Origin of the sequence: Ideonella alba (assembly GCF_018069875.1) — a bacterium.
Lineage (GTDB): Bacteria > Pseudomonadota > Gammaproteobacteria > Burkholderiales > Burkholderiaceae_C > Ideonella > Ideonella alba.
The window spans coordinates 83,730-94,914 of sequence record NZ_JAGQDF010000007.1 but is presented as its reverse complement, the minus strand read 5'-3'; the positions used below and the strand labels follow the sequence as shown (position 1 = coordinate 94,914).

The following is an 11,185-nucleotide window of genomic DNA, read 5'->3' as shown; positions in this document are numbered from 1 at the left end:
GGCATGCGCTGGGGTCGCGCGCTGATGTGGGCCGGTGCCGGCTCGCTGCTGCTGGCGCTGGCTGCGGCCGGCACGCTGTGCCTCACCAGCGGCTGCACCTCGATCGGCTACCTGGCGCAGTCGGCCGGCGGCCACCTGGGCCTGCTGGCCTCGGCGCGGCCGGTGAGCGAGGTGATCGCCGACCCCGCCACGCCCGAGACCCTGAAGCAGCGCCTCGCGCTGACCCAGCGCATGCGCGACTACGCGGTGAGCGAGCTGGGCCTGCCCGACAACCGCAGCTACCGCGCCTACGCCGACATCCACCGCGCCGCCGCGGTGTGGAACGTGGTGGCTGCGCCTGAGCTGTCGCTGCAGCTCAAGACCTGGTGCTTCCCGGTCGTCGGTTGCGTCAGCTACCGCGGCTACTTCGACCAGGCGGCGGCCGAGGCCTACGCCGCCACGCTGGCGCCCGAGGGCTGGGAGACCAGCGTCTACGCGGTGCCGGCCTACTCCACGCTGGGCTTTTCGGACTGGCTGGGCGGCGATCCGCTGCTCTCCAGCTTCATCCAGTGGCCCGAGGGCGAGCTGGCGCGCCTGATCTTCCACGAGCTGAGCCACCAGGTGGCCTATGCCGAGGGCGACACCGTGTTCAATGAGAGCTACGCCACCGCGGTGGAGCGCCTGGGCGGCGCGCGCTGGCTGGCCGAGCGCGCCAGCGCCGAGGCGCGCGAGCAGTACCAGCGCTTCGACCAGCGCCGCCGCGAGCTGCGCGCGCTGACCCAGGCCACGCGCGACCGGCTGGACGCGCTGTACCGCGGCCCCGGCAGCGAGGCCGACAAGCGCGCCGGCAAGGCCGCCGAGATGGCCCGGCTGCGCGACGAGCATGAACGTCTCAAGCGCGAGCGCTGGGACGGCTACAACGGCTTCGATGCCTACATCGCCCGCAGCAACAATGCCTCGCTGGGCGTGCAGGCGGCCTACCATGCCTGGGTGCCGGCCTTCGAGGCGCTGTTCGCGCGCGAGGGCCGCGATTTCCGGCGCTTCCACGCGGCCGTGCAGCAGCTGGCTGGCCAGCCCCGAGACCAACGCGAGGCCGCCTTGCGTGCCCTGCAACCCTGACGGAGACCCCACCGATGTCCGAGATCCGCATCCGCCGTGAGCACACGCTGGGCCTGAAGAAGGCGCGCGAGATGGCCCTGAAGTTCGCCGAGGATGTCGAACAGAAGTTCGACATGGAATGCACGATCTACGAGGGCGAGAACAGCGACATGGTCGAGTTCACGCGCTCGGGCGTGCGCGGCCAGCTCGAGGTCAGCGGCGAGCACGTGGACCTGTACGCCAAGCTGGGCCTGCTGCTGGGTGCCTTTGCCGGCCAGATCGAGGCCGAGATCACCAAGAACCTCGACGCTGCGCTGGCCAAGGCCGGCAAGAAGAAGTGAGGCGCGGGGCCGCGTGCCCCGCCGCGATCACTTGAGCGACTCGATCAGGTCGATGTACTGCTGCATCGCGTCGTCGCTGCCGGTGCCCTTGAGCTCGGCCCAGGCGTCGAACTTGGCGCGGCCGACCATGTCGGTGAAACCCGGGCGCTTGCCTTCCACGTCGCCCTGCGTGGCCTGCTTGTACAGCGCGTAGATCTTCAGCAGGGTCATGTTGTCCGGCTTCTCGGGCAGCTGCTTGCTCTCGGTCACGGCTTGCTCGAAGGCGGCTTTCAGATCGGCCATGGTCGGTCTCCTGCGGTGGCGGGTGTGGGAAAGTCTGGCTTGACGCTGGCGATGTTACCCAGCATCGTCACCGGCTGGCCCGCCCATTCTCTAGAGGAAGCTCCCCATGTCCGCTCCCCGCGCCGAGCGCATGTCACGCGTCGACTACGCCTGGCTGCGCATGGATTCCGACGCCAACCTGATGATGATCGTCGGCGTCTGGCTGCTCGAGCCGGCGCTGGGCCTGGCCGAGCTGCGCGAGCGCGTCGGTGGCGCGCTGCTGAAGTACGGCCGCTTCCGGCAGAAGGTGGTGCACGATGCGCTGGGCGCCAGCTGGGTCGAGGACGAGGCCTTCGATCTGGACCACCACGTCACCGCCGAGACCCTGGACGTGCCGCCGGGCACCGCGCCGCTGGAGGCGCTGAAGACCCGCGTGGCCGAACTCACTGGCGACCCGCTCGATAGCGACCGGCCGCTGTGGCAGTTCCACCTGGTCGAATGGCTGGACGAGGGTGACGGCCAGGGCCGCAGCGCCCTGATCGCCCGCGTGCACCACTGCGTGGGCGACGGCATCGCGCTGATCTCGGTGCTGCTGTCCATCACCGACGGCGGCACGCCGCCGCCGGTGCGCGAGCACGATGTCGAGCCGCCCGCCGACTCGGCCGAGTGGCTGGCCGATGTCTTCATCAAGCCGGTGGCCGACGTCACGATCAAGGCCATCGGCCTGACCGGCGACGGCATGGCCAAGTCGATCGAGCTGATGGCCCACCCGACACAGCCGCTGGCCGGCGGGCTGGAGATCGCGCGCATCGGTGCGCAGGCGGTGTCCGACCTGGCCTCGCTGGCGCTGATGCCCGACGACTCGCCCACGCGGCTGAAAGGCAAGGCCACGCCCGGCAAGCGGGTGGCGTGGGGCGAGCCGCTGCCGCTGACCGAGGTCAAGGCGGTGGGGCAGGCGCTGGATGCGTCGATCAACGACGTGCTGCTGAGCTGCGTGGCCGGCGCCATCGGCAGCTACCTGCGCGAGCAGGGCGAGGACACGGCGGGCAAGGAGATCCGCGCGATGATCCCCTTCAACCTGCGCCCGCTGGACCAGGCCTGGAAGCTGGGCAACCGCTTCGGCCTGGTGCCGCTGGTGCTGCCGATCGGCATCGAGCACCCGGTCGAGCGCCTGGCCGCGGTGCGTGCGCGCATGAACGCGCTCAAGGGCGGCTACCAGCCGGTGCTGGTGTTCGCGCTGCTGGCACTGGCCGGTTTGCTGGTCAAGCCGGCGCAGGACGCGATGCTCAACCTCTTCGCCAAGAAGACCACCGCGGTGATGACCAACGTGCCCGGCCCGCGCGAGGCGCTGCGCATGTGCGGCCGCACGATCCGCCAGGTGATGTTCTGGGTGCCGCAAAGCGGCGACATCGGCCTGGGTGTGAGCATCCTCAGCTACGCCGGCGGCGTGCAGTTCGGCCTGATCACCGACGACGCGATGTGCCCGGACCCGGAAGCGATCATCGAGCGCTTCCAGCCCGAGTTCGAACAGCTGCTGTACCTGGCGCTGATGCTGCCCTGGGGCGAGGACTGATCGCCGCCGGGACGGCTTTGGCTCAGTCGTCCAGCTCGGCCTTGGCCATTTCCACGTCCAGCCGCTCCATCGCATCCATCGGCGTGCAGCCGGCGGCCTCCTGGTACAGCGCCTCGGCCTCGGCCATGCGCTTGTCGCCTTCCAGCATCACCAGACCGTTGGCGTACTCCACGCGGGCGATGGCGCTGGCCGGGTTCAGCTTGAGCGCTTCCTTGTAGAGCTTCAGGCCGGTGGCGGCGTCGGCACCCTGGGTCTTGCCCAGCAGCTTGCCGACCTTGTCGATCACCTCGGCATGGAAGGCGGCCAGCGCGATGTGGGCGTCGGCGTGCTTGGGGCTCAGCTTGATCGCGGTTTCCAGCGCGGTCTTGACCTTGCCGCCCAGGCCCTGGGCCAGTGCCTTGGTCACGCTGATGCCCTGGCTGTAGCGGCCCAGCGCATAGGCCTGCAGGTAGTGGGCATTGGCGTTCTTGGGCTCGGCCTCGGCCAGCGCGGCGGCGCGCTCGGCCACTTCGGTGAACAGGGCCAGCTTGACCTTCTCGCTCTTCTCCAGGTAGTTGGCGTAGATCGCCTGCGCCTTGTTGGCGGCGTTCAGGCCCGAGCCGCCGGCCTTCAGCCCGGCCTCGACCGCCTTCTGGAACTGGCCGGCGTGGTAGAGCGCCCAGGCGGCCTGGGAGGCCTCGTCCTTGGGCCAGGGCTCGGCGTCGCCCGCGTGCAGACGCGCCCAGTGCTTCTTCAGCGCCGCGGCGTCATAGGTGTAGTCGGCGGCGTCGTAGGGGAAGGCGGTCCACTTGGCCATCGTGTGTCTCCTGTGGGTGTTGTGGCGGACGGGGGTCAGGGCTGGCGGTAGTCGGCCGCCAGGCGGTGCAGGTGTTCGCGCTGCGAGGGTTCCAGGTAGGGTTCGAGCAGGCTCAGCACATGCCAGGCGCCACGCGCCAGCGTGGTGGCGGCATGCTCGGCTTCCAGCGCCTTGCGCGGCTCGCGCACGAATTCGTAGCTCAGCCAGTAGGTCAGCACCACCACCATGGCATTGGCCGTGGCGGGGCCGGCCGGCTGGTCGGGCCGGATCGCGCCGCCCCGCAGCAGCCCGCGCAGCACGGCCTCGACCGCCTGCGTGGTGTGCTTCAGGACGAACTGGAAATGGGTCTCCAGCCGACGGTTCTTGCTGAGCAGGTCGTTGAGGTCGCGGTAGAGGAAGCGGTGGTCCCAGATCAGCTCGAAGAGCATGTGGAAGAACAGCCAGGCGTCCTCCACGTGGCGCACGTCGTCGGCGGCGCTCAGCAGCGGGTTCAGCGCTTTCTCGTAGCGGTCGAACAGCGCGTTGACCAACTCATCCTTGGCCGGGTAGTGGTAGTACAGGTTGCCCGGGCTGATGCCCATCTCGGCCGAGATCAGCGTGGTCGAGACGTTCGGTTCGCCGAAGCGGTTGAACAGGTCCAGCGTGACCTCGAGGATGCGCTCGGCGGTGCGGCGGGGTTTCTTGGTGGCGGACGGGCTGGCCATGGTGCGGGATGTCAGCCGACCAATCTAGCACCAAGGTGCCCCATGGGGTTTGGTGGTCCTCCCTACAATGGCCCCATGCCTGCCGTTTCCTTTCAAGAGGTCACCAAGACCTACAACGGCGCGCGGGGACAGGTGCGGGCGCTCGACGGCGTCAGCTTCGACATCGAGCCAGGCGAGTTCTTCGGCCTGCTCGGCCCCAACGGCGCCGGCAAGACCACCCTGATCAGCATCCTCGCCGGCCTGGCCCGGGCCACCGCCGGCCGCGTCACCGTGATGGGCCACGACGTGGTGGCCGACTACGCCGCCGCGCGACGGGCGCTGGGCATCGTGCCGCAGGAGCTGGTCTTCGACCCGTTCTTCAATGTGCGCGAGGCGCTGCGCATCCAGAGCGGCTACTTCGGTGTGCGCAACAACGACGACTGGATCGACGAGTTGCTCGCCGGCCTGGGTCTGGCCGACAAGGCCAGCGCCAACATGCGCCAGCTCTCGGGCGGCATGAAGCGGCGGGTGCTGGTGGCGCAGGCGCTGGTGCACAAGCCGCCGGTGATCGTGCTGGACGAACCCACCGCCGGCGTGGATGTGGAACTGCGCCAGACGCTGTGGCAGTTCATTGCCCGCTTCAACAAGCAGGGCCACACCGTGCTGCTGACCACCCACTACCTGGAAGAGGCCGAAGCGCTGTGCGGCCGCATCGCGATGCTCAAGCAGGGCCGCATCGTCGCGCTGGACCGCACCGCCAACCTGCTGGCCGACGCCAAGGGCAGCGTGCTGCGCTTCAAGACCGACGACACGCTGCCGCCCGACCTGGCGTCGCGCGCCCGCGTGACCGGCCGCATCGCCCAGGTGGCGGCCAAGGATGCGGCGGGGGTCGAGGCCGTGCTGGCCCGCCTGCGCGAGGCCGGCGTGCGCATCGAGGACCTGGAGATCGGCCGCGCCGACCTGGAGGATGTGTTCCTCGCCATCATGCAGGGAGGCAAGGCATGAACGCCCCCGAGAATGTTCCGGGCCGAGCGCCGGGCCGCTCCCAAGCCGGCCCGGATCCCCTTGGGGGATCGGCGACCGTACCCGGTCGACGAGGGGTTGGCATGCTGCAAGGCGCGCGCACGCTGTTCTACAAGGAGGTGCTGCGCTTCTGGAAGGTCAGCTTCCAGACGCTGGGCGCGCCCATCCTGACCGCGGTGCTCTACCTGATGATCTTCGGCCATGTGCTGGAGGACCATGTCACCGTCTACGGCCGCGTGCCCTACACGGCGTTCCTGATCCCCGGCCTGGTGATGATGAGCCTGCTGCAGAACGCCTTTGCCAACACCTCGTCCAGCCTGATCCAGAGCAAGATCACCGGCAACCTGGTGTTCCTGCTGGTGACGCCGCTGTCGCCCTGGGCCTGGTACCTGGCCTATGTGGGTGCGTCGGTGGTGCGCGGCGTGGTGGTGGGCCTGGGCGTGCTGGTGGTGACGATGTGGTTCTCGCCGCCGGGGCTGGACAACATCGCCTGGGTGCTGGTGTTCGCGGTGCTGGGCGCCACGCTGATGGGCTCGCTGGGACTGGTGGCCGGGCTGTGGGCCGAGAAGTTCGACCAGATGGCGGCCTTCCAGAACTTCATCGTCATGCCCATGACCATGTTGGCGGGGGTCTTCTACTCGATCCATTCGCTGCCCGGTTTCTGGCAGGCGGCCAGCCACTTCAACCCCTTCTTCTACATGATCGATGGCTTCCGCCACGGCTTCTTCGGCGTGTCGGACGTGTCGCCCTGGCTGAGTCTGGCGGTGGTGGGCGGGGCCACGCTGGTGGTGGCCGCGTGGACGCTGCGGCTGCTGCACAGCGGCTACAAGCTGCGCGCCTGACACCCCGGCCGGCCCGGCCCGGGGGCCATCGGCGATAATCGGGGGATCATGGCCGATCCCACCCCTGCCCAAGTCAAGAGCTTCATCGCCGCCGGTCTGGCCTGCGAGCATCTGGAGGTGGACGGCGACGGCCGCCACTTCTACGCCACCATCGTCTCGCCGGCCTTCCAGGGCCTGCCGCGGGTGCGCCGCCACCAGCTGGTCTACGGTGCGCTCGGCGAGCGCATGCGCGAGGAGATCCACGCGCTGTCGATGAAGACGCTGACGCCGGCCGAATGGGCGGCCGATGGCGCCCAGGGCGGCCTGCAGCCGCTGGCGCCGCACTGATTTCCACGATTCCGGTCGGTGCCGCTGGGTGCGGGACCGGCCTTTGCCACATCTCCAGATGGACAAACTCCTGATCCGCGGCGGACGCCGCCTCCATGGCGAGGTCCGCGTCTCCGGCGCCAAGAACGCCGCGCTGCCCGAGCTGTGCGCCGCACTGCTGACCGCCGAGCCGGTGGTGCTGCACAACGTGCCGCGCCTGCAGGACGTGTCCACGATGCTCAAGCTGGTGCGCCACATGGGCGTGACGGCCGAGCGCGATGACAACGGCACGGTGCAGCTGAACGCCGCCGACCTGTCCAACCCCGAAGCGCCCTACGAACTGGTCAAGACCATGCGTGCCTCGGTGCTGGCGCTGGGTCCGCTGGTGGCCCGCTTCGGCCACGCCAAGGTCTCGCTGCCGGGCGGCTGCGGCATCGGCTCGCGGCCGGTGGACCAGCACATCAAGGGCCTGCGCGCCATGGGCGCCGAGATCGACGTCGAGCACGGCTACATGATGGCCCGGCTGCAGCCCGGCCTCACCCGGTTGCGCGGCGCGCGCATCACCACCGACATGGTCACCGTCACCGGCACCGAGAACCTGATGATGGCCGCCGCGCTGGCCGAGGGCGAGACCGTGCTGGAGAACGCCGCCCAGGAGCCCGAGATCCCCGACCTGGCCGAGATGCTGATCCGCATGGGCGCGAAGATCGAAGGCCACGGCACCAGCCGCATCCGCATCCAGGGTGTCGAGCGCCTGCACGGCTGCGAGCACAGCGTGGTGGCCGACCGCATCGAGGCAGGCACCTTCCTGTGCGCTGTGGCCGCTGCCGGTGGCGACGTGCTGCTGCGCGAGGCCCGCGCCGACCACCTGGACGCGGTGATCGAGAAGCTGCGCGATGCCGGCGCCACCGTGCTGGAAGAGCCCGGCGGCGTGCGCGTGCGCGCCGAGGGCCGGCTGAAGGCGCAGAGCTTTCGCACCACCGAGTACCCGGGCTTCCCCACCGACATGCAGGCGCAGTTCATGGCGCTGAACATCGTGTCGGAAGGCGCCTCCACGGTGACCGAGACGATCTTCGAGAACCGCATGATGCACGTCAACGAGCTGCTGCGCCTGGGCGCACGCATCCAGACCGACGGCCGCACCGCGATGATCGAGGGCGTGCCGCGCCTCTCAGGCGCCACCGTGATGGCCACCGACCTGCGCGCCTCGGCCTGTCTGGTCATCGCCGGCCTGGTGGCCGAAGGCGAGACCGTGGTCGACCGCATCTACCACCTCGACCGCGGCTATGACCGCATCGAGCGCAAGCTCGGCGCGCTGGGTGCCGACATCGAACGGATCTCGTGATGATCACCCTTGCCCTGTCCAAAGGCCGCATCTTCGAGGAGACGCTGCCGCTGCTGGCGGCGGCCGGCATCGAGGTGCTGGAAGACCCTGAGAAGACCCGCAAGCTGATCCTGCCCACCAACCAGCCCGATGTGCGCGTGGTGCTGGTGCGCGCCACCGACGTGCCCACCTACGTGCAGCACGGCGGCGCCGACCTGGGTGTGGCCGGCAAGGACGTGCTGCTGGAACACGGCGGCGAGGGCCTGTACCAGCCGCTGGACCTGAACATCGCCAAGTGCCGCATGAGCGTGGCGGTGCGCGAGGGCTTCGACTACGCCGCCGAGGTGCGCCAGGGCACGCGGCTGCGCGTGGCCACCAAGTACACCGAGGTGGCGCGCCAGCACTTTGCCGACAAGGGCGTGCACGTCGACCTGATCAAGCTGTACGGCTCGATGGAGCTGGCGCCGCTGACCGGCCTGGCCGATGCCATCGTCGACCTGGTCTCCACCGGCAAGACGCTGGTGGCCAACAAGCTGGTCGAGGTCGAGCACATCATGGAGATCTCCTCGCGCCTGGTGGTCAACCAGGCCGCGCTGAAACTCAAGCGCGACCGCCTGCGGCCGCTGATCGACGCCTTCGCCTCCGCCATCCCGGCCTGACCCCCATGTCCGCCCTGAACCTGCGCCAGCTCGACACCCGATCAATCGACTTCGACGCCGAGTTCGCCCGCCTGCGCCACTGGTCGGCCGACACCGACGCGGCCATCGAGCAGCGCGTGGCCGACATCCTGGCCGACGTGCAGGCCCGCGGCGACGCCGCGGTGCTCGAGTACACCGCCCGCTTCGACGGCCTGGCCGCCGACAGCGTGGCCGCGCTGGAGCTGACCCGGGACGAACTGAAGGCGGCCTTCGAGGCCATCACCCCTGCGCAGCGCAGCGCGCTGCAGGCCGCTGCGGCCCGGGTGCGCAGCTACCACGAGCGCCAGCTGGCCGCCAGCGGCCAGAGCTGGAGCTACCGCGACGAGGACGGCACCCTGCTGGGCCAGAAGGTCACGCCGCTGGACCGCGTGGGCATCTATGTGCCCGGCGGCAAGGCGGCCTACCCGTCCAGCGTGCTGATGAACGCCATCCCCGCCCATGTGGCCGGTGTGGGCGAGATCATCATGGTCGTGCCCACGCCCAAGGGCGAGAAGAACGCGCTGGTGCTGGCCGCCGCCTATGTGGCCGGCGTGACCCGCGCCTTCACGATTGGCGGCGCCCAGGCCGTGGCGGCGCTGGCCTACGGCACCGCCACCGTGCCGCCGGTGGACAAGGTCACCGGCCCCGGCAACGCCTACGTGGCCAGCGCCAAGCGCCGGGTCTTCGGCCAGGTGGGCATCGACATGATCGCCGGCCCCAGCGAGATCCTGGTGCTGGCCGACGGCAGCACGCCCGCCGACTGGGTGGCGATGGACCTGTTCAGCCAGGCCGAGCATGACGAGCTGGCGCAAAGCATCCTGCTGTGCCCCGACGCCGGCTACATCGCCCAGGTGCGCGCCGCGATCGACCGCCTGCTGCCCACCATGCCGCGCGAGGCCGTGATCCGCGCCAGCCTGGAAGGCCGCGGCGCGCTGATCGTCACGCGCGACATGGACGAGGCCTGCGCGATCAGCAACCGCATCGCGCCCGAGCACCTGGAGGTCTCGAGTGCCGAGCCGCATCGCTGGGAGCCACTGCTCAAGCACGCCGGCGCGATCTTCCTGGGTGCCTACACCAGCGAGAGCCTGGGCGACTACTGCGCCGGCCCCAACCACGTGCTGCCCACCTCGGGCACCGCGCGCTTTTCCTCGCCGCTGGGCACCTACGATTTCCAGAAACGCTCCAGCCTGATCGAGGTCAGCGAGGCCGGCGCGCAGGTGCTGGGCGTGATCGCCGCCGAACTGGCCTACGGCGAGGGGCTGCAGGGCCACGCGCTGGCGGCTGAGTACCGGCTCAAGCGCTGAAATCCTTCAGGGCGCTGCGCCAGCGCTGGCCGGCAAAGCTCGGCTCGCCGGCCAGCATCTTCAGCGCCTTGCGCAGCGTCTTGATGCGCTCCGGGTACTGGTTGGCACCGACGTTCAGCAACGCCTCCACCGGCTGATTCGCCTGCAGCGCCAGGCGGATCTCGCTGCTGCTGCCCCGCCCCTGGTGGCGGATGTCGGCCACCAGCAGGCACTGCTCGATCGGCCGGCCATCCAGGCCGTAGGCAGCGTCGTAGCGGCGCATCGCGGCCTGCATGTGCTCCACGCCCGAGCGCACCTGCAGCGCGCGGTGGGCCGGGTCGTTCTGCACCCAGTGGATGAAGCGGGCGGCCTGGATCACCTCGGTGTCCTCCACCTGGGCCGTGCTGGGGTTGAGCCAGGCCATCAGCGGCGCGGTGCTGGCCGCCGATTCCAGCGGACGCAGACCGTCATCGGCATGGCGGTGCACGCGGCCATCCAGCAGCACCAGGTCCGGGAAGTAGTCGGCCGCGCCCGGCAACGCCAGCAGGGCGCGCAGGTAGACCACGAAGTCGCCGTCGGGCACGTGCGCCGCGTACTGCAGGAAGCCGAAGGTGAAGGCGGCCCGGTCGTAGGTATTGAGGGTGTGGAACAGGCCGCCCTCGGCCGCAGCCGTGGGTGCCAGGAAGTACAGCCAGACGGCCGAGTGGTCGGCCAGGTGCCGGCGCGGATCGTAGCGCTGAGCGGGCGTCCCCTTCAGGTTGCTCAGGCCCTTGCGGCCCTGGTAGGAGACCCGCTGGCCCACCAGGAACTCCGGGCCGCCATCGACCTGTGCCCAGTAGCTCACGCCGTCGAATCGCAGGCTCACCATCTTCATCGCCCATCCTCCGTCTCGGACCACCCGGGAGCGCCCACAGCGTGGCACGTGACGGGCATGGCGCGCATCCCTCATCCAATGGAACACGAAGTTCGTGTTGCACGAACTTCGTGTTATCCTGCGAC

The 11,185-nt window shown here is 69.8% G+C and carries 13 protein-coding genes; 9 read left to right on the top strand and 4 right to left on the bottom strand.

What is annotated here, in order from left to right; translation table 11 throughout:
* Positions 1 to 3: 3 nt before the first annotated feature.
* Together KAK07_RS13570 and KAK07_RS13565 are read left to right on the top strand one after the other, a co-directional pair.
* The gene (locus KAK07_RS13570; RefSeq protein ID WP_210861345.1) at positions 4 to 1,098 is read left to right on the top strand and encodes an aminopeptidase; all 1,095 of its coding nucleotides are present in this window, start codon (positions 4 to 6) and stop codon (positions 1,096 to 1,098) included.
* A 14-nt stretch (positions 1,099 to 1,112) separates the two neighbouring features.
* Entirely contained in the window at positions 1,113 to 1,418 is a 306-nt protein-coding gene (locus KAK07_RS13565) for a polyhydroxyalkanoic acid system family protein (protein WP_210854191.1), read from the top strand.
* Positions 1,419 to 1,445: 27 nt separating this feature from the next.
* Here the strand turns inward: KAK07_RS13565 and KAK07_RS13560 are convergent, their stop codons facing one another.
* Positions 1,446 to 1,700, bottom strand: coding sequence for an acyl-CoA-binding protein (locus tag KAK07_RS13560; protein WP_210854190.1), 255 nt, complete (start codon positions 1,698 to 1,700; stop codon positions 1,446 to 1,448).
* 106 nt (positions 1,701 to 1,806) lie between these two features.
* Between KAK07_RS13560 and KAK07_RS13555 the strand changes: the two genes are divergently transcribed.
* Positions 1,807 to 3,252 (top strand): wax ester/triacylglycerol synthase family O-acyltransferase, encoded by a 1,446-nt coding sequence (locus KAK07_RS13555; protein WP_210861343.1) that lies wholly within the window; start codon positions 1,807 to 1,809, stop codon positions 3,250 to 3,252.
* Positions 3,253 to 3,274: 22 nt separating this feature from the next.
* Here KAK07_RS13555 and KAK07_RS13550 read toward each other — a convergent pair whose 3' ends face one another.
* Together KAK07_RS13550 and KAK07_RS13545 are read right to left on the bottom strand one after the other, a co-directional pair.
* Positions 3,275 to 4,048 carry a tetratricopeptide repeat protein gene (locus tag KAK07_RS13550; RefSeq protein ID WP_210861341.1) on the bottom strand — a complete coding sequence of 258 codons (774 nt, stop codon included), beginning with the start codon at positions 4,046 to 4,048 and terminating at the stop codon, positions 3,275 to 3,277.
* Positions 4,049 to 4,083: 35 nt separating this feature from the next.
* Complete coding sequence (locus KAK07_RS13545; protein ID WP_210854187.1) at positions 4,084 to 4,752, bottom strand: TetR/AcrR family transcriptional regulator; 669 nt, start codon at positions 4,750 to 4,752, stop codon at positions 4,084 to 4,086.
* A gap of 75 nt (positions 4,753 to 4,827) precedes the next feature.
* On the opposite strand from KAK07_RS13545, the gene KAK07_RS13540 reads away from it, so the two are divergent.
* From KAK07_RS13540 to hisD, 6 genes are all read left to right on the top strand, one after another.
* Positions 4,828 to 5,736 carry an ABC transporter ATP-binding protein gene (locus KAK07_RS13540; RefSeq protein ID WP_210861339.1) on the top strand — a complete coding sequence of 303 codons (909 nt, stop codon included), beginning with the start codon at positions 4,828 to 4,830 and terminating at the stop codon, positions 5,734 to 5,736.
* A 101-nt stretch (positions 5,737 to 5,837) separates the two neighbouring features.
* Positions 5,838 to 6,596: an ABC transporter permease gene (locus tag KAK07_RS13535; RefSeq protein ID WP_247661105.1), complete on the top strand. Its 759-nt coding sequence runs from the start codon at positions 5,838 to 5,840 to the stop codon at positions 6,594 to 6,596.
* Between the two features lie 48 nt (positions 6,597 to 6,644).
* Positions 6,645 to 6,923 carry a BolA family protein gene (locus KAK07_RS13530; protein WP_210800604.1) on the top strand — a complete coding sequence of 93 codons (279 nt, stop codon included), beginning with the start codon at positions 6,645 to 6,647 and terminating at the stop codon, positions 6,921 to 6,923.
* A gap of 58 nt (positions 6,924 to 6,981) precedes the next feature.
* On the top strand, positions 6,982 to 8,247 hold the full coding sequence (murA, locus tag KAK07_RS13525; RefSeq protein WP_210854184.1) for a UDP-N-acetylglucosamine 1-carboxyvinyltransferase: 1,266 nt from the start codon (positions 6,982 to 6,984) through the stop codon (positions 8,245 to 8,247).
* The gene (hisG, locus tag KAK07_RS13520; protein WP_210800608.1) at positions 8,247 to 8,885 is read left to right on the top strand and encodes an ATP phosphoribosyltransferase; all 639 of its coding nucleotides are present in this window, start codon (positions 8,247 to 8,249) and stop codon (positions 8,883 to 8,885) included. The genes murA and hisG overlap by 1 nt, the downstream gene beginning before the upstream one ends.
* Before the next feature lie 5 nt (positions 8,886 to 8,890).
* Positions 8,891 to 10,207 (top strand): histidinol dehydrogenase, encoded by a 1,317-nt coding sequence (hisD, locus tag KAK07_RS13515; RefSeq protein WP_210861337.1) that lies wholly within the window; start codon positions 8,891 to 8,893, stop codon positions 10,205 to 10,207.
* Here hisD and KAK07_RS13510 read toward each other — a convergent pair.
* Positions 10,197 to 11,060, bottom strand: a complete 864-nt coding sequence (locus KAK07_RS13510) for a hypothetical protein (protein WP_210854181.1) — start codon at positions 11,058 to 11,060, stop codon at positions 10,197 to 10,199. The genes hisD and KAK07_RS13510 overlap by 11 nt on opposite strands.
* Positions 11,061 to 11,185 lie beyond the last annotated feature (125 nt).